General features: G+C 60.5%; 16 protein-coding genes. 8 read left to right on the forward strand and 8 right to left on the reverse strand.

Annotated elements, in window-relative coordinates; genetic code table 11:
* Window positions 1–71 precede the first annotated feature (71 nt).
* Window positions 72–794 (forward strand): DNA repair protein RecO, encoded by a 723-nt coding sequence (gene recO / locus ACN0SD_RS02530; protein WP_417806635.1) that lies wholly within the window; start codon window positions 72–74, stop codon window positions 792–794.
* Here the strand turns inward: recO and ACN0SD_RS02535 are convergent.
* The 3 genes from ACN0SD_RS02535 to ACN0SD_RS02545 form a co-directional block, all read right to left on the reverse strand.
* Window positions 785–1,288, reverse strand: coding sequence for a GNAT family N-acetyltransferase (locus ACN0SD_RS02535; RefSeq protein WP_417806636.1), 504 nt, complete (start codon window positions 1,286–1,288; stop codon window positions 785–787). The genes recO and ACN0SD_RS02535 overlap by 10 nt on opposite strands.
* Window positions 1,289–1,345: 57 nt before the next feature.
* A complete protein-coding gene (locus tag ACN0SD_RS02540; protein ID WP_417806637.1) occupies window positions 1,346–2,344 on the reverse strand; it encodes an NAD-dependent epimerase/dehydratase family protein in 999 nt (332 codons plus the stop codon).
* A 159-nt stretch (window positions 2,345–2,503) separates the two neighbouring features.
* Window positions 2,504–4,168, reverse strand: coding sequence for an acyl-CoA dehydrogenase family protein (locus tag ACN0SD_RS02545; RefSeq protein WP_417806638.1), 1,665 nt, complete (start codon window positions 4,166–4,168; stop codon window positions 2,504–2,506).
* Between the two features lie 220 nt (window positions 4,169–4,388).
* Here ACN0SD_RS02545 and ACN0SD_RS02550 point away from each other — a divergent pair, with 220 nt between their 5' ends.
* Complete coding sequence (locus ACN0SD_RS02550; protein WP_417806639.1) at window positions 4,389–5,147, forward strand: sulfite exporter TauE/SafE family protein; 759 nt, start codon at window positions 4,389–4,391, stop codon at window positions 5,145–5,147.
* Here ACN0SD_RS02550 and ACN0SD_RS02555 read toward each other — a convergent pair.
* Both ACN0SD_RS02555 and ACN0SD_RS02560 read right to left on the reverse strand, forming a co-directional pair.
* Window positions 5,144–6,247: a Hint domain-containing protein gene (locus tag ACN0SD_RS02555; RefSeq protein ID WP_417806640.1), complete on the reverse strand. Its 1,104-nt coding sequence runs from the start codon at window positions 6,245–6,247 to the stop codon at window positions 5,144–5,146. The two genes, ACN0SD_RS02550 and ACN0SD_RS02555, sit on opposite strands and share 4 nt — an antisense overlap.
* On the reverse strand, window positions 6,244–7,800 hold the full coding sequence (locus ACN0SD_RS02560; protein WP_417806641.1) for a choice-of-anchor L domain-containing protein: 1,557 nt from the start codon (window positions 7,798–7,800) through the stop codon (window positions 6,244–6,246). Before ACN0SD_RS02560 ends, ACN0SD_RS02555 begins: the two co-directional genes overlap by 4 nt.
* A 273-nt stretch (window positions 7,801–8,073) precedes the next feature.
* On the opposite strand from ACN0SD_RS02560, the gene dapE reads away from it, so the two are divergent.
* Together dapE and ACN0SD_RS02570 are read left to right on the forward strand one after the other, a co-directional pair.
* A complete protein-coding gene (gene dapE / locus ACN0SD_RS02565) occupies window positions 8,074–9,216 on the forward strand; it encodes a succinyl-diaminopimelate desuccinylase (RefSeq protein WP_417806642.1) in 1,143 nt (380 codons plus the stop codon).
* Window positions 9,216–9,626, forward strand: coding sequence for a GNAT family N-acetyltransferase (locus ACN0SD_RS02570; RefSeq protein WP_417806761.1), 411 nt, complete (start codon window positions 9,216–9,218; stop codon window positions 9,624–9,626). The genes dapE and ACN0SD_RS02570 overlap by 1 nt, the downstream gene beginning before the upstream one ends.
* A gap of 4 nt (window positions 9,627–9,630) precedes the next feature.
* Here ACN0SD_RS02570 and ACN0SD_RS02575 read toward each other — a convergent pair whose 3' ends face one another.
* A complete protein-coding gene (locus ACN0SD_RS02575; RefSeq protein WP_417806643.1) occupies window positions 9,631–10,062 on the reverse strand; it encodes an Lrp/AsnC family transcriptional regulator in 432 nt (143 codons plus the stop codon).
* Between the two features lie 226 nt (window positions 10,063–10,288).
* Between ACN0SD_RS02575 and ACN0SD_RS02580 the strand changes: the two genes are divergently transcribed.
* Entirely contained in the window at window positions 10,289–11,434 is a 1,146-nt protein-coding gene (locus tag ACN0SD_RS02580) for a type III PLP-dependent enzyme (protein ID WP_417806644.1), read from the forward strand.
* Window positions 11,435–11,557: 123 nt separating this feature from the next.
* Window positions 11,558–12,745, forward strand: a complete 1,188-nt coding sequence (locus tag ACN0SD_RS02585; RefSeq protein ID WP_417806645.1) for a DUF2235 domain-containing protein — start codon at window positions 11,558–11,560, stop codon at window positions 12,743–12,745.
* On the opposite strand, the gene ACN0SD_RS02590 is transcribed toward ACN0SD_RS02585, so the two are convergent.
* On the reverse strand, window positions 12,653–13,138 hold the full coding sequence (locus tag ACN0SD_RS02590; RefSeq protein WP_417806646.1) for a PaaI family thioesterase: 486 nt from the start codon (window positions 13,136–13,138) through the stop codon (window positions 12,653–12,655). The genes ACN0SD_RS02585 and ACN0SD_RS02590 overlap by 93 nt on opposite strands.
* Window positions 13,139–13,283: 145 nt before the next feature.
* Window positions 13,284–14,150, reverse strand: coding sequence for a methylenetetrahydrofolate reductase [NAD(P)H] (metF, locus tag ACN0SD_RS02595; protein WP_417806647.1), 867 nt, complete (start codon window positions 14,148–14,150; stop codon window positions 13,284–13,286).
* A 92-nt stretch (window positions 14,151–14,242) separates the two neighbouring features.
* Between metF and ACN0SD_RS02600 the strand changes: the two genes are divergently transcribed.
* Both ACN0SD_RS02600 and ACN0SD_RS02605 read left to right on the forward strand, forming a co-directional pair.
* Entirely contained in the window at window positions 14,243–15,148 is a 906-nt protein-coding gene (locus ACN0SD_RS02600; RefSeq protein WP_417806648.1) for a LysR family transcriptional regulator, read from the forward strand.
* Window positions 15,149–15,225: 77 nt separating this feature from the next.
* Window positions 15,226–16,017 carry an inositol monophosphatase family protein gene (locus ACN0SD_RS02605; protein ID WP_417806649.1) on the forward strand — a complete coding sequence of 264 codons (792 nt, stop codon included), beginning with the start codon at window positions 15,226–15,228 and terminating at the stop codon, window positions 16,015–16,017.
* Window positions 16,018–16,064 lie beyond the last annotated feature (47 nt).

The following is a 16,064-nucleotide window of genomic DNA, read 5'->3' on the forward strand; positions in this document are numbered from 1 at the left end:
GCTGAGTTTCGCCGCACGCGCAATTCACGAAGCCGCTTGCGCCGCAACGTCACGCATTCGATAGTCTCGCCATGGACTGGCAAGATCACGGCACCATTCTGTCTGCGCGCCCGCATGGTGAAAACTCGATGATAGTCGAGCTGTTCACGGCCGATCATGGCCGTCACGCGGGCGTGGTGCGCGGCGGGGCATCGCGCAAGATGGTGGGGATTTTGCAACCGGGCAATCGCGTGGCCGCGACATGGCGCGCGCGTCTTGAGGACCATCTGGGCAGCTTTACAATCGAGCCGCTGCAAAGCCGCGCGGTGATCCTGACGGATCGTCTGGCGCTGGCGGGGTTGAACGCGACCTGCGCGCTGCTGCGGTTTACCCTGCCGGAACGCGAGGCGCATATGCGGGTTTTCGCGGCGTCCGAGGCGCTTTTTGATCTGTTCGTTGAGGGGGGCGACTGGGCGGTCGACTATCTGCGCTGGGAGATGGGGCTGCTCGAAGAGATGGGCTACGGCCTTGATCTGAGCCAATGCGCCGTCACGGGCACCCGCGATGATCTGGCCTATGTTAGCCCGCGCACGGGGCGGGCGGTCAGTCGTGAGGCAGCAGGCGAATGGGCGCCAAAACTGCTGCATTTGCCGCTATTTTTGCTGGGGCAGGGGCCAGCCACGGGAGCTGAGATTGCGCAGGGGTTGCGCTTGACCGGGTTTTTTCTGGGCGAACGGATGGCCACCGATCTGGGTAATCGCCCGCTGCCCGAGGCGCGTAACCGGTTGGTGGATTTGCTGGCGCGTCAGGGCTGAGCGCGGTCGTCCAACACCAGTTGCAACAGTGCTAGATCGAGCCAGCGCCCGAATTTTTTGCCCACTTGCGGCATCATCCCGACATGGGCAAAGCCAAGTCGTTCATGCAGGCGCACGGACCCGGTATTGGCCGCATCAATGGCCGCGATCATGACGTGAAAACCACTCGCCCGTGCGCGGGAAATCAGCGCCTCCATCATCTGCGCGCCCTTGCCGCCGGAACGGTGATCTCGGTGAACATAAACCGAGTGCTCCACACTCAGATGATAGCCGTCATGGGGGCGAAACGGGCCAAAACTGGCGTAACCTACGGCCTTTCCGCCGTCCTCCCAGACGAGCAGCGGATAGCCTGCCGCCTGCCGATCGGTGATCCAGTCGCGGCGGTTTTGCGCATCGACCTCGATATCGTTCCAGATCGCCGTCGTGTTGCGCACCGCGTCATTATAGATTTCAGCGATGGCTTCGGCGTCGTCTGGCTTGGCGTCCCGGATCATTTGCGCTCTCCCTGCTTAGGGTGCAGATTTGGCGCGCAACTTCGCGCGACGCAAGCCTCATTTCGCGGCGAGGAAACGCGCGGTGCGGATCACGGCTTCATCGGCCGGGGTGAATTTGACGCCTAGATCATCGGTTGCCGCCGCATGGCTAAGATGCATTTTTTGGCCAATCATCGGCAAGATCAGCGCGATTTGCGGGTCGAATAACGCCATCAGCTTTAGGAGGAATTTCGGCGCCAAGCGTTGCGAGATTTTGCGATCGGGGAAATTGGCCTGAAGGGCTGCCGCAAGATCGCGGAAATTGGCAAAACTCTCTGCGCAGATATAGCGCTTGTTGATCGCTTCGGGGCTATCCAGTGCTGCGATATGACAGGCCGAGACATCGGCGATATCCACGACCGGCAAGTCCAGATCGGGCTGCATCGGGTCGCGCCCCGACAAAAGACGCGCAACCACCGCGACCGAAGATCCGGTGTGCTTATCCATCGGCGTGCCGCAAACAAGGCCGGGGTTTATGACGCTCAATTGCATTTCGGGATGGGCTTTGACAAAGTCCCAAGCGGCGCGTTCCGCGAAGATTTTTGAGCGCGTGTAGGCGCTGCAAGTCGGGGCCTCGGGGTTGGACCAATCGGCCTCGGTTATCGGGTCCGAGGTCACACCATGCATCACCGCCTCCATCGAAGAGGTCAGAACGACACGCGTCACGCCTGCCTTATGCGCCGCCTTGAGCACGCGCTTGGTACCCTCAACCGCCGGGCCGATGATCTGGGATTCGTCCTTGGGCTTGCTGAGGGGAAAGGGCGAGGCCGTGTGCATCACGCCATTCACGCCGCCCATCGCTTCGGCCCAACCGCGATCCGTCATCAGATCGGCCTCGACAAAGCTAAGACGTGCCAGGGCCTCTGGCGGCAACCCCGCAAGTGCCGCGCGTACCTCTTGGCTGCGCCCGGATTTTCGCAACGTGCCGCGCACAGTATCGCCGCGCGCCAGCAGATCATAGGCGATCTTCTTGGCGATAAACCCGGTGATACCGGTGACGAGGATCGTGCGGGGCATACGGCCCTCCTGATGTGGGTGGTTATGATCAAATTGGCGAGGACGGGGGGGAAGTCAAGTTAGCCCCGTCAGCAGGGGCAATCACGTGTGGCTGAGATGCCGCCAATGCAAAGGGCGGCGCCCGATGGACACCGCCCGATTTGTTATGTTCAAACGACGTTAGCCCAGCAAGCGGCGCGCAATGACCTGCGCCTGAATTTCGGCGGCGCCCTCAAAGATATTGAGGATGCGGGCGTCACACAGGATGCGCGAGATTTGATATTCCAGCGCGAACCCGTTGCCGCCATGGATCTGCAGCGCGTTATCGGCAGCCGCCCAAGCGACCCGCGCGCCCAGCAGTTTCGCCATGCCCGCCTCAAGATCGCAGCGATGACCGTGATCTTTTTCCCAAGCCGAGAAATAGGTTACCTGGCGCGCGATCATGATTTCCACCGCCATCATCGCCAACTTGCTGGCCACGCGGGGAAACTCGATAAGCGATTTGCCGAATTGCTTGCGGTCTATGGCGTATTGCATGCCGATTTCCAGCGCCGATTGCGCCACGCCAACGGCGCGCGCTGCGGTTTGGATGCGCGCAGATTCAAATGTCTCCATCAGCTGCTTGAAGCCCTTGCCTTCTTCGCCGCCCAGCAGGTTTTCACCCGCCACGCGGAAGCCGTCAAAGGCCAGTTCGTATTCCTTCATGCCGCGATAGCCCAGCACCTCAATCTCGCCGCCAGTCATGCCGGGCGTCGGGAAGGGGGCGTCATCGGTGCCCGGCGTCTTTTCCGCCAAGAACATCGACAGACCTTTGTAGTCGCTTGAATCGGGGTTGGTGCGCGCCAGCAGCGTCATCACATGGGTGCGCGCGGCGTGGGTGATCCAAGTCTTGTTTCCGGTGACAACCCAATCGTCGCCATCCTTGATCGCGCGGGTGCGCAACGAGCCAAGATCAGATCCGGTATTGGGTTCAGTGAAGACAGCGGTGCTCAGGATCTCACCGCTCGCAAGACCGGGAAGCCATTTTTCCTTTTGTGCCTCGGTGCCGCCGCAGATGATCAACTCGGCTGCGATTTCCGAGCGCGTGCCAAGCGAGCCAACGCCGATATAGCCGCGCGAGAGTTCTTCGGTCACGACCGCCATCGACGCTTTGGACAGGCCGAGCCCGCCATATTCCTCGGGGATGGTCAGGCCGAACACGCCCAGTTCCGCCAGTTCCTCGATCACCGACATCGGAATCAGCTCATCCTTGAGGTGCCATTCATGGGCAAAGGGTTTCACCCGGTCCTCGGCATAGCGGTAGAACTGCTCGCGGATCATTTCCAGCTCTTCATCCAGCCCGGATTGACCAAAGATCGAGCGGCCCTGCACGTCTTGAAGCAGGGTAACCAGACGCAAGCGCGCCCCATTACTGTTGCCCGAGGCAATCAGTGTGGCGGCAGCGTCCGACGGGGTCCACGAGACGCCCATATCGGCAAGACGCACCATCTCGCCCTGGTTCATCTGGATGCCGCCCGCGATTTGGGCGAGATATTCGCCGAAACCGATCTGCAAGATCAGCTGCTCGATCTCGCCGAACTTGCCTTCGTCGGCCAGCCGCTTCGCCCAGCCATGCAGTTGCTTGAGCGATTGTTCATAGGTCGTCAGCCACGCCAGACCATGGGCCTGATACTGATGCGCCTCCAGCAGGGCACCAGAGATGCGCCCGTCCTTGGTAGCCTTGGCGCGCAAGGCTTCGGTCGCATCCGAGACAAGCGCCGCCAATTCGGGCAAGGTCGCTTCGCTAAGCGTTAGAAGGTCATCCAGAATGATCGTCGTAACCATATCGGCCCCGTCATGTGCCATGAATCGGCTCCCTATTCTGCAGTTGCATAGTGCATAGGTATTTTGCATCTGCAGCGCAATTAAAATACGCTCAAAGCTTCATTAAAGACCTAAAATGTCGTGCGCGTCGCCGCGTCACCATGCTCCGAGTGATTTTTGCAGCGCAATTCCGCCTGATCTTCGCGCCGGGCTGGTCGCGCGCGCCCCACGCGTTAAAAGCAGGAAAACTGCGGAGGGACATATGGCGGGATTGGAGGTCTGGCAGATCGGTCTGGCGTTTGCGGTGACGCTGTTTGCGGGCTTTGTCAAAGGCGCGGTCGGCTTCGCGATGCCGATGATCATGCTGTCGAGCTTTGCCTCGTTTCTGCCGCCCGAGATCGCGCTAGCGCTGCTAATCCTGCCGACCTTGGTGAGCAACCTCATTCAGGCGTTCCGGCAAGGCGTGGGCGCGGCGTGGGGCTCGATCCAGAGCTATCGTTTTTACATCGCGATGATTATTATCTTCATCCCGGTCAGCGCCAGCTTCGTGCGCATCCTACCGCAAGACGCGATGTATCTGCTGCTGGGCGTGCCGATTGTCGCCTTTGCTATCTGGCAATTATCGGGGCGGCCACTGGTGCTGCCGGTGCATCATCGCAAGCGGACCGAGACGATTTTGGGCGTAATCGGAGGGCTGTATGGCGGGATTTCGGGTATCTGGGGGCCACCGTTGATCGTCTACCTGCTCTCGATCCACGCGCCCAAGCAGGAAGCCGTACGCATTCAAGGTGTGGTATTCATGATTGGCGCGGTGATCCTGACAATATCGCATCTCGCCTCAGGGGTGTTGAATGCGCAAACGGTGCCGCTTTCGGCGCTAATGGTGGTGCCAGCGCTGATCGGGATGCGGCTGGGCTTTGGCGCGCAGGATCGCCTTGATCCGGTGCTGTTTCGCCGCCTGACACTGATCCTGCTGGGCCTCGCGGGCGCCAATCTGGTGCGCCGCGCGCTGATGGGCTAGGCGGCGACTGGACCGCGCCCGTGACGACGCGCTGCGGCCAATGTCGCGGCCTCATATCCGCTGGCGATCTTTAGGACGGGTTTGCGATGCAGCGGCAGCTCGCCAGCGCGCGCGATCTCAGCCAAAGCGGTTGTCGCCGCCAGCAGGGGTTGGCGCGCGAGACGTCCGATATGCAGGCTTTCCACCTCACAGCCATCGGCGATCAGCAGGTGATGTCCACCCAACAAAATTCCCTGCCAGCTAAGCAATCCGGGGCGATCCGGTTGCAGCGCAGTGCAAGCATCGACGAGGTGATGTGCCTCGATCAGCACCTTCTCTTCGCCTAAAATGTAGTCGACCGATGGCCCGCACAGCGCGATCCGATGTTGGGGTAAAAGCCACAAATCTCGGGTTTTGCCAAAGACTGGGGCGCGCAGTTGAACGGGGCGCAAGTGACCCAGCGCAGGCAAGGTGACGCGCCCTGCCCAGACGACCTTCTGCGGCCCGGCATCGGCTGTAAGAACCTCATCGCCCGCGCGAATATGCGCGGCGGGGCGCGAGCCCCGTGGGGTTTCGATCGGCGTGGCTGGGGCGAAACATGCGCCCGGCCCAAGCGGGTGGAGGTGATCGCCCAGCGCCAGCCACGACACGCGCGGACCAAGCTTGGCGCGACCATCGCCCGCCACCAGCGCCATCGCCTCGGCGCGGGTGGGCGGCAGCGGCGCGTGGCCGGAATGTTGGCGCAGCGTGCCATGGTCCAGCGCCTTGAGCGTCAACAGGCTTTCGCGACCCGGCCCATCCCAACGCCAGCTAAGACGCATCCGCCCGCCGGTCATGATCTCGGAACGTGCATCCAGCGAAATCGCATGCACCTGATCGCCGCGCCGTTGAGTCAGCGAAATCCGCCCCTGTGCATCCAGCCCAAGCGACAGAAATTCACGCCAACCAGCGGTGCGATCTTCCAGATGGATCAGCGGCAACGGCCCGCTTTCGTCGCGCACCAGCGTGAATTCCAGCATCAAGGTGCCTTGCGCCAATATCGGCGGCAAAACGCGATCATCAAAACGGTAATGGCCGCGATGGGGCTCGAACGCGGCAATCCAGCCAGACGCGCGGCTCATGCGGCGCGACCTTGCAAGAGGTTGGATTCAAAACTGCGCAAAAGCGGGCGCGCAGGTGGCCCAAAGCCGTCGCCAGTCAGCGGGCAAAGCTCGGGAAAGAGCGTCAGGATTTCGGCCTGAAGATCGGCTTCCAGCCCCCCCATCGTCATCGGGCCGGGCAGGAAACTCTCAGTAGCGATGCCTTCGGAGAAAACGATGTGATGGCAATCAAACAGGATATGGACATACGTGACCATACCGCCTTCGCAGCGTGTGATCGTGGTGCCATTCACCAGGTTTTTTGCCGCGATCAGAACTTCTGAGGAATCAAACAACAGTTCTGCCATCGGATCGCACACCAGCACGCGGTGCTGCGGCGACAACAGCAGGTCGCGGTTGGCCCCAAGCGTGCCTTGACTGAACCGGATCGGCGCGAAATTGTCGTGCGCCGGCACCGTTTTAGAGCCACTCCAGATCAGTGGCTGCGCGCCCGCATCCTGCGTCATCACCAGATCGCCGGGGCGCAGGACCTCGACCGGGCGCAGGCCTTCGGGGGTGTCGATCAGCGTGCCAGCCACGAAACAGGCCACGTTGAGATCAACCACGCCAACCGAGCTATCGCCCGCCGAATTTTCGATCGTATAGGTGAAGGCGGTCTGTTCGATATCGGCGCCCGAATCGATGCTTACCGTGCCGTCAGGGTTCAGCGTGATCGACTGCCCGGTAGATAGCGTGACCGTATCGCCTGCCACGACGTCGATACCGTTGACCTTGGTGATTGTGATGCTGCCGGCAGCCGTGTTCGTATCGTTCTGGGTTAGGTCGAACTCTTTGATCTTGCCTGGCTTGAGCTGCAAGTCGTCATCCGTCGCAATCAGCGCGGTTTGCACGCTATCCGCCGCGATCAGAACGTTGGAATCATATGAGGTATCCGACACATCCGCGACGCCGATCTTAAGCGTATTGGGCACGCCCGCATTGACCGGAAAGGTGACGGACATGGTAACAGTAAAGCCGTCCATCTCGGTGTTGTAGCTGTCGCCCGTGTTGTCGATATAGAGGCTGTCATTCGCCCCGCCATTCACGTTGGACACCGAGGCAGAGCCATCGCCCACATTCACCGTCGCGGGCGTGCCATTGACCCAGATTCCGAAGAAGTCATTGTAGTTAGAGTTGATATATTCGGGATATTCCTCGGAGGCGAAAACGAAGGTCAGGGTCATAGTATCCCCGACAGGCGTGAAATTCACCTCAAGGATTGAGGCGTCATAGGTGGTCGTGCCCGCCATCGCGTTGAAATCGCTGTCGCTAGGCCCGCTCGTATTCGTTGATGTGCTAGTCGAACTGTTCACATCGCCCGAGCTGCGCGTGAAGCTGTCGGCGTAACCGGTAGATAAGATGACACCGCTATCGGAGGGCGCAACACCGGGCGAAATTGTATCCGCGTCGCTATAAATCGCCGAGGACCGGGAGTCTCCCGTATAGGTCGCCGAATTTACCGTCACACCACTGCCAAAGATGGTCTGCGCCATCTGTATCGCGGTTGCGTTCAGATCATATGTCAACTCTGCCATTTTTGCCCCCGAACCCCTCGAAGACAGCGCAACACATTTGCGGTCATTGCCGCATTCCGCGGGCCATTTGGCCTCGTTTATGTCATGTGGGCTTTTGCCCTGCTCGTGTTGCCCTGCCTCGGGCCGTTTATATTTTTCCTTATACTGACAGGTTTTACGGTGATTGCGAGCCCTGGGTCACGCAATAGCGAGCAGAGGTGGCGGTGTTGCAACAGCCATTGCCCGCGCTGCTTTTGCGCTTTACTTCTATCGGCGATGTCAAAAGGAGCGCGAATGACCATTGATGCCGTTGCCCTAAGCGCCGATCTGATCCGCTGCCCCTCGGTCACCCCTGATGAGGGCGGGGCGTTGGTCTTGCTGCAATCCTTGCTGACCGATGCCGGTTTTGAATGTGCGCGCGTGGATCGCAATGGCACACCCAATCTGTTCGCGCGCTGGGGGGCAAAGGGGGCGCCCAAGACGTTTGGTTTCAACGGCCATACCGATGTCGTGCCGGTGGGCGATGCGCAGGCGTGGTGCCATGATCCCTTTGGCGGGCAGATCGTAGACGGTGTTCTTTGGGGGCGCGGGGCGCAGGATATGAAATCGGGCGTGGCCGCATTTGCTGCCGCTGCACTGGATTTCGTGCGCGAGACCCCGCCCGATGGTGCGGTGATTTTGGCGATCACCGGGGATGAGGAAGGGCCGGGCCGCGATGGTACGTTGGCGCTGCTCGACTGGATGGCTGATCAAGAGGAAGCGATGTCGGTCTGTCTGGTGGGTGAGCCCACTTGCCCCGAGGTGATAGGGCAAATGATTAAAATCGGGCGGCGCGGCTCGATGACCTTCTACATCGAAGCCGAGGGCGTGCAGGGCCATGTCGCCTATCCCCACCGCGCGAAAAACCCGCTGCATGCGCTGGTAGATCTGCTTGGGGAAATGACGCAGAAACCGCTCGACCCCGGCACCGAACATTTCCAGCCCTCCAGCGTTCAGATCACCACCGTCGACTGCGCCAACCCGGCCAATAACGTGATCCCGGCGCGCGCTACGGCCACGGTGAATATCCGCTTCAATGATGCTCATACCAGCGCCTCGCTGATTGATTGGGCGACGGCGCTGGCCCGCGCAATCACTGATCAATCGGGCGTCAACTTCACGCTCAATCCCGATGTATCAGGCGAAAGTTTTGTCACGCCGCCCGGCGCGTTTGTCGATCTGGTCGCGCACGCGGTTCAGGCTGAAACCGGCGTCACCCCCGAATTGTCCACCTCCGGGGGCACCTCGGATGCGCGGTTCGTCAAAGACCACTGCCCGGTTGTAGAATTCGGCATTGTCGGCGACCGTATGCATCAGGTTGATGAGCGTGTGCCGGTCGATCAAATCGAAACCCTTAAACGCGTCTATACGCGCATTTTGCAGGACTATTTCGCGTGATTATCGAGCCCGTTAACGATATTTCCCCCTGTCATTCGCTGCGACGTGCAGTTTTCATCGATGAACAGGGTATTTCTGAGCCCGAGGAATGGGACGATCTCGATACGGGCGCAATTCACTTGCTGGCGCGTGACGGCGATTCTCCCTTGGGCACGGCACGATTGATCGTTGCCGGTAAGACGGGCAAGATCGGGCGCCTCTGCGTGGCCAAATCAGCGCGCGGCACCGGCCTTGGCGCGGCGCTTGTCACCGAGTCTTGCCTGCGCCTCAAAGCCCATGGCTGTTCACGCGCCTACCTGTCGGCGCAAACCTATGCGATCCCGTTTTATGAACGCTTGGACTTCACCGCTTATGGAGTGGATTACGACGACGCAGGCATTCCGCATCGCGACATGGAAAAACCGCTGTAGATTTCTAGACGGCACGGTCGAATTTTGTCGTCAGGTGGATCAAACTTTCTGAATCCTGGACGCCCGGAATCTCGCCGATCACGTCAAGGACCTTGTCGAGTTGCGGTGTCGAATTGGCCGCGATTTGCAGCATCAGGTCGATCCGCCCCGAGGAGGTGACGATCCGCTCGATTTCGGGCAGGGTGCGCAGTTTTTGCAAAATCGCAGCCTGCACCCGCAGATCGATTTCGAGCAGGACCGTGGCGCGCAGGCGCGCGGCCTTGGCAGCCTCGCCCAGTTTGACCGTGTAGCCAGCGATCACACCATTGGTTTCCAGCCGCTCCAGCCGCGCCTGCACGGTCGAGCGCGCCACGCGCAATCGGCGCGCCATCGTCGCCAGCGATATCCGCGCATCGGCCGAAAGCAGGCCGAGAATCTTCTGATCTAGCTCATCCATAGCCATACCTTACAAATTGACCGGCACTTTCGTCATTCTAACGAAGTTTCGCAACATTTTTGTTCTTTCATCTGGTGAAAACGTGCCGCATATCGCGGACTATCGAAAGACAGGAAAAGGGCGGCTCATACGTACCTTGCCTGCGGACTGGTTGAAACGCGTAAGCGCTCTCCCAACCCGCTCGGGGCAAGAGGTGGCTGCCACTCATATGGCAAGGAGCAAGCCGATGGGACTGTCGAAAACGATCTGGGCGAACCCCGTTGAAGTCATCCGCACCAAGCAGCCGGATCATCCGGTTCTGGTGTTCGCGCCGACCGTGCTGCAAGCCACGGCGCGCCGTTTCATGCGCGGCTTTCCGGGACTCGTGACCTATGCGGTGAAATCCAACCCCGATGAGATGGTTGTCGAGAATCTGATCGCGGCTGGAATTCGTGGCTTTGATGTCGCTAGCCCCGCCGAGATTGCGATGATCCGTCGCCTCGCGCCCTCTGCTGCGCTGCACTACCACAACCCGGTGCGCGGGCGTGACGAGATCGCTTTTGCGGTGAAGATGAATGTAAAAACGTGGTCGGTGGATTCGATCTCGGAGTTGGAAAAACTGATCGAGATGGTACCGACCGAGGGGTGCGAAATTTCCGTGCGCTTCAAGTTACCGGTATCGGGTGCCGCCTATAACTTTGGCGCGAAGTTCGGGGCGACTGCAGAAATGGCTTCTGTGTTGTTGTCGCGTGCGGCAGCGGCGGGGTTCATTCCTTCGCTGACCTTCCATCCGGGCACGCAATGCACCGATCCGATGGCGTGGGATGCCTATATTCGCGCCGCTGCCGAGATCGCGCGCAATGCAGGCGTGCAAATCGCGCGTCTCAATGTCGGAGGCGGGTTTCCGAACCATCGCACGCAGGGTCCGGCTCCGGTACTCGAAGAGATTTTTGCGCTGATCGAGCGGGTCGCGGACGAGGCATTCGGTGCGGCGCAACCTGCGCTGGTTTGCGAACCCGGTCGTGGTCTGGTCGGTGATGCGTTCGTGCATGTCACGCGCGTCAAAGCGGTGCGCGACGGGGCGCATGTGTTCCTCAATGATGGCGTCTATGGCGGGCTGGCCGAGATGCCGCTGATCGGTGTGATCGACCGCGTTCAGGTGATCTCGCCCGAGGGTCAGTTTCGGCATGAGCCTGGCGAGCCGCGCGTTGTGTTTGGCCCGACTTGCGATTCGGTGGATCGTATGCCGGGAGAAATGGCGCTGCCGATGGATCTGGCCGAGGGCGATTTTATTGTCTTTCAGGGTATGGGGGCCTATTCGAGCGCGACCAACACGCGCTTTAACGGCTTTGGTCAGCTTGAAGTGGTCACGGCCCTTAGCCTTGATTTCTAAGCTCTGACGGGCGCGTCCCGACAAAGACAATGAAAATTAACCAACCTTGCCTTACACTCAGTGGGGCAAGGTTTTTCATTTGTCTCGGAAGGGGGCGTGGTGCGGAGGCTGTTTGACAGGGTGATGTCGGTTTTCCGCCGGCACGACAAAGCCCGTCCCGAGGCGCGCACTGCCGCGCGCGGGCGTGGGTCGGTCGATCATGTCCTGCTGCTGGATGGCACGATGGGCAGTTTGCGCTCGGATCGGATGACCTCGATCGGGATTATCTACCGGTTTTTACGCCGGGCTGCGCCGACGGCCTCGGTCTATTACGGCAAGGGACTGCAATGGCGCGAATGGCATGATACGTCTGATGTTTGGTTCGGCTGGGGGGTGAACCGACAGATTTTGCGCGCCTATGGCTGGCTGGCGATGCGCTATCGACCCGGCGATCGGATTTTCCTGATCGGCTATTCGCGCGGGGCCTTCGCGGCGCGCTCGTTGGCGGGGATGATTGAACGTGTGGGGTTGCTGCGCGCTGACGTGGCGATTGAACGCAACACCAAGACGGCATGGCGCCATTATGAGGGGGCAACGCCTGCGCCGATTATGCAGGGTTTTCGCGACGGGCTGTGTCATCCATCGGTGCGTCTAGAGATGGTGGGCGCGTTCGATACCGTTTCGGCTCTGGGCGTGCGGCTACCGTTTTTCTGGGTGCTGAATGATCGCCGCGCGCGGTTTCACAGCCATATTCTGGGCGAAAGCGTGCATCACGGCTATCAGGCGCTGGCGCTGGATGAAACGCGATCAGTGCTGGAGCCTCTGATCTGGGATTGCGAGGGAACGGGGGCGTCGCGGATCGAGCAGGTCTGGTTTCGCGGCTGTCACGGTGACATCGGCGGGCAGCTTGCGCATTTCGAGGATGCGCGCCCCTTGGCAAATATCCCGTTGGTCTGGATGCTGGAAAAGGCCGAGGCGCTGGGCCTGTCGCTGCCACCGGACTGGCAAGAGGCCTTTCCCCGCGATGTCAACGCGCCCTCAGTGGGCAGTTGGCGCGGCTGGGGAAAGTTCTCCTTGCTGCGCGCGCCGCGCATGGTCGGGCGCGATCCGAGCGAAAGCTTGCACGAGACGGTGGTGCTGACCCGCCCGGGGAAATGGAAAGCGATCCTGCGCCCGCGTCTGATGCGCGAGGATATGTACCTCTCCGAAAAGGTCACGCCCGCGCCGATGCCCCCGGCGTCAGGGAGTCATCACGAAACAGGTGGCGGTTCCAGTAGCATAGAGTCGCCCGTCCTGCGCGCCCCGGATCTCGCCACGCGCGACACCGGTTGAGCGCCCGATATGATCAAGTGTGCCGACCGCGATCACCTCGGTGCCCGGTTTGATCGCGCGGATCAGGTTGACCTTGAACTCTAGCGTAGTCTGGGTCTGACCCCGTTTCAGGCCGGTGATCACCGCGCAGGTCATCGCGGTGTCCAGCACCATCGCATACCAACCGCCATGAATGCCGCCATAGCCATTGGTTTGCGGATGAGCGGGTGTGCCGTGCAACCCGACACGGCCTTCCTCGACCTGCGTGATCTTATAGGCCATCAACCGTTGCACGGTGGGTGAGGGCACTTCGCCCGCCGCCATTTTGCGAATGTAGTCGAGCCCAGATATGCTCAGAACCTCGTCAAGCGCGAGGAAATCTTCGGGGCCTTCGGCGTAAATGGGATCGGGCATTGGTGTCTCCTGCTGGTTGCGTCACAGGCTAGCGCCGGTTTTGGCAATGCCAAGGACATGCGTGATTTTTCCTTGCGTCACGACGCTAGCGGGCACGAAAAAGGGGGGCGCGCGGCCCCCCGATTCAGATTGCGCCGATGGTCTCTCAGGCGACGTTTTCGAGAACTGTCTCGGGTGTCACACCCAAAGCATGGCACACATCGCGCGTCAGGGTCGGGCGGTTGAGCGTGTAGAAATGCAGATCTTCGACGCCGCCCTCAATCAGCTTGTCGCAAAGCTCCGTGCACAGCGCGGTTGCCAGCAACTGTTCGCGATCATCGCGGGTTGCCGCCTCAAACGCCTCTTCGACCCAAGCGGGGATTGAGGTGCCGCAGCTTTGAGCGAATTTCTTGGCCCCTTTCCAGGATTGGATCGGAAGGATGCCGGGGATGATCTTGGTGGTGATCCCCTCTTTCACGCAGGCGTCGCGGAAGCGGAAGAACGTGTCGGCCTCAAAGAAGAACTGAGTGATGGCACTGGTGGCCCCCGCCTCGACCTTGCGCTTGAGCCAGCGCACATCGGCCAGATTGTCAGTGGCTTCAGGATGAGGTTCGGGATAGGCACCGCAACGAATGGTGAAACGGCCATCTTCGGCCAGTGCCTCGATCAACTCGACCGAAGAGGCGAACCCATCAGCATGGGGGGTGAAGCCGTTCGACCCTTTGGGTGGATCGCCCCGCAGCGCGACGATTTCGGTCACGCCGACTTCGGCATAGGCATTTACGATGTCCATCGTCTCGGCCTTCGTGGCCTCAACGCAGGTCAGGTGCGCCGCCACATTGAGCCCGTAATTCTTATGAATCGCGCCCACCGCCTCATGGGTCAATTTGCGCGTCGTGCCGCCCGCGCCATAGGTGACAGAGACGAATTCAGGCTGAAGCGGGGCCAGAAGTTGCGCCGTTTCCCACAACCGAAAGGACGCATCCAGCGTCTGGGGCGGGAAGAATTCGAAGCTGATTCTCGGCGTGGTCATGGCGGCGTTCCTTTTGTTCGGTCTCTTGTGTCAGATCGGCGGGTGTGAGACAAACTCATAATCTTCACAATTGTTATGAGCCAAACCACAAGATGCATCTCGAGTTCCGTCACCTGCGCACGATCAAGGCGATTCATGATGCCGGCGGGCTCGCACGGGCGGCGGACGTTTTGCACATAACACAAAGTGCGCTCTCTCACCAAATCAAGGGGCTGGAGGATCAGACGGGGGTCGAGCTGTTCGTGCGCCGCTCCAAGCCGCTGAAGCTGTCGGCGGCGGGCATGAAGCTGTTGCGACTGGCCGAGCGCATCCTGCCCGAAATCGCTGCGACCGAGGCTGAATTCGACGCGCTGCGATCAGGCCGCGCGGGGCGATTGCATATCGCGATCGAATGTCACGCCTGTTTTGACTGGCTGTTCCCGGTGCTGGAGAAATTCCGTCACGCTTGGCCCGAAATCGACGTCGATATTCGCCCCGGACTTGCCTTCAACGCCCTGCCTGCCTTGGCGCGCGAAGAGGTCGATCTGGTGATTTCGTCAGATCCCGAAAAGATCTCCGGTGTGCAGTTCAACCCACTTTTCGATTACGCCCCCACGCTGGTGGCCCCCGCCAATAGCCCGCTGGCGGCGAAACCCTTTGTCGAGGCCGCCGATTTTGCCGATCAGACGCTGATCACCTATCCGGTGGATCGCGCGCGCATCGACATTTTTACGCAATTGCTGACGCCCGCCAAGGTCGAACCCAAAGTGCAGCGCAAGGTCGAGCTGACGGCGGTGATCTTGATGCTTGTGGCCTCGGGGCGGGGGGTGTCGGTGCTGCCCGACTGGGTGCTGCGCGAGGTGAAATATCAGCCCGATTATATCACCCGCCCGGTGACAGCGCAGGGCCTGACGAAACGCCTGTTCGCCGCCACTCGGGTCGAAGACGCGACCCAGCCCTTCATGGCCCATTTCCTGCGGCTGGCGCGTTCAGAGCCGGTGAAATTGCAGCGCGCGTGACGGGGGCGGCGCGCAGGCTCTTGGATTCCGCGCGCAACCCTTGTAAGGCAGCCGCTTGACAGCCGAAGGAGCCCCCGATGCAAGGCAGCGCAAACCTCAACCTGATGATCAAGGCCGCGCGCAAGGCGGGCCGCTCGTTGGTCAAGGATTTCCGCGAGGTCGAAAACCTTCAGGTCTCGACCAAGGGGCCGGGTGATTTCGTGTCCAAAGCCGACCGCGAGGCCGAGGCGATCATCAAAGAAGACCTGCGCGCCGCGCGCCCGTCTTATGGCTGGGTGGGCGAAGAAACCGGCGAGGAAGAGGGCGAAGACCCGACCCGCCGCTGGATCGTCGACCCGCTTGATGGCACTACGAATTTCCTGCACGGCTTACCCCATTGGGCCGTTTCGATCGCGCTGGAACACAAGGGCGATGTGATTGCGGGCGTGGTGTTTGATGCTGCCAAGGATGAGATGTATTACGCCGAAAAAGGCCTTGGTGCGTTTATGAATGAAACGCGCTTGCGGGTTTCTGGGCGTCATAAAATGATCGAGTCGATCTTTGCGACCGGAGTGCCCTTTGGTGGCAAAGCAACCCTGCCAGCAACCTTGCAAGACCTTGCGCGTTTGATGCCGCAATGTGCCGGTGTGCGGCGCTGGGGCGCGGCGTCGCTGGACTTGGCCTATGTCGCCTCGGGGCGCTATGAGGGCTATTGGGAGCGCGGGCTGAATTCCTGGGATATCGCGGCTGGGCTGATTCTGGTGAAAGAGGCGGGCGGCTTTGTGTCGTCCCTGCGCGAGGGCCGCACGATCTTTGAATCTGGCTCGGTGATTGCAGCGAATAACGCAATGTTTGACCCGTTGAAAAAAGTTCTAACAGAAAAATCCTAGAATTTTAGACGTTCAATCGTCTCTAGGTTGATTTCTCGCGATTTGTT

This window comes from Thioclava sp. (assembly GCF_048263065.1).
Classification (GTDB): Bacteria; Pseudomonadota; Alphaproteobacteria; order Rhodobacterales; family Rhodobacteraceae; genus Thioclava.

Coding starts and splice junctions, on each gene's coding strand:
- ACN0SD_RS02600 (WP_417806648.1), top strand. CDS start 14,243: ATGCATCTCGAGTTCCGTCACCTGCGCACGATCAAGGCGATTCATGAT.
- ACN0SD_RS02550 (WP_417806639.1), top strand. CDS start 4,389: ATGGCGGGATTGGAGGTCTGGCAGATCGGTCTGGCGTTTGCGGTGACG.
- ACN0SD_RS02575 (WP_417806643.1), bottom strand. CDS start 10,062: ATGGATGAGCTAGATCAGAAGATTCTCGGCCTGCTTTCGGCCGATGCG.
- ACN0SD_RS02580 (WP_417806644.1), top strand. CDS start 10,289: ATGGGACTGTCGAAAACGATCTGGGCGAACCCCGTTGAAGTCATCCGC.
- ACN0SD_RS02540 (WP_417806637.1), bottom strand. CDS start 2,344: ATGCCCCGCACGATCCTCGTCACCGGTATCACCGGGTTTATCGCCAAG.
- ACN0SD_RS02555 (WP_417806640.1), bottom strand. CDS start 6,247: ATGAGCCGCGCGTCTGGCTGGATTGCCGCGTTCGAGCCCCATCGCGGC.
- ACN0SD_RS02590 (WP_417806646.1), bottom strand. CDS start 13,138: ATGCCCGATCCCATTTACGCCGAAGGCCCCGAAGATTTCCTCGCGCTT.
- ACN0SD_RS02585 (WP_417806645.1), top strand. CDS start 11,558: ATGTCGGTTTTCCGCCGGCACGACAAAGCCCGTCCCGAGGCGCGCACT.
- recO (WP_417806635.1), top strand. CDS start 72: ATGGACTGGCAAGATCACGGCACCATTCTGTCTGCGCGCCCGCATGGT.
- metF (WP_417806647.1), bottom strand. CDS start 14,150: ATGACCACGCCGAGAATCAGCTTCGAATTCTTCCCGCCCCAGACGCTG.
- dapE (WP_417806642.1), top strand. CDS start 8,074: ATGACCATTGATGCCGTTGCCCTAAGCGCCGATCTGATCCGCTGCCCC.
- ACN0SD_RS02545 (WP_417806638.1), bottom strand. CDS start 4,168: ATGGCACATGACGGGGCCGATATGGTTACGACGATCATTCTGGATGAC.
- ACN0SD_RS02605 (WP_417806649.1), top strand. CDS start 15,226: ATGCAAGGCAGCGCAAACCTCAACCTGATGATCAAGGCCGCGCGCAAG.
- ACN0SD_RS02560 (WP_417806641.1), bottom strand. CDS start 7,800: ATGGCAGAGTTGACATATGATCTGAACGCAACCGCGATACAGATGGCG.
- ACN0SD_RS02535 (WP_417806636.1), bottom strand. CDS start 1,288: ATGATCCGGGACGCCAAGCCAGACGACGCCGAAGCCATCGCTGAAATC.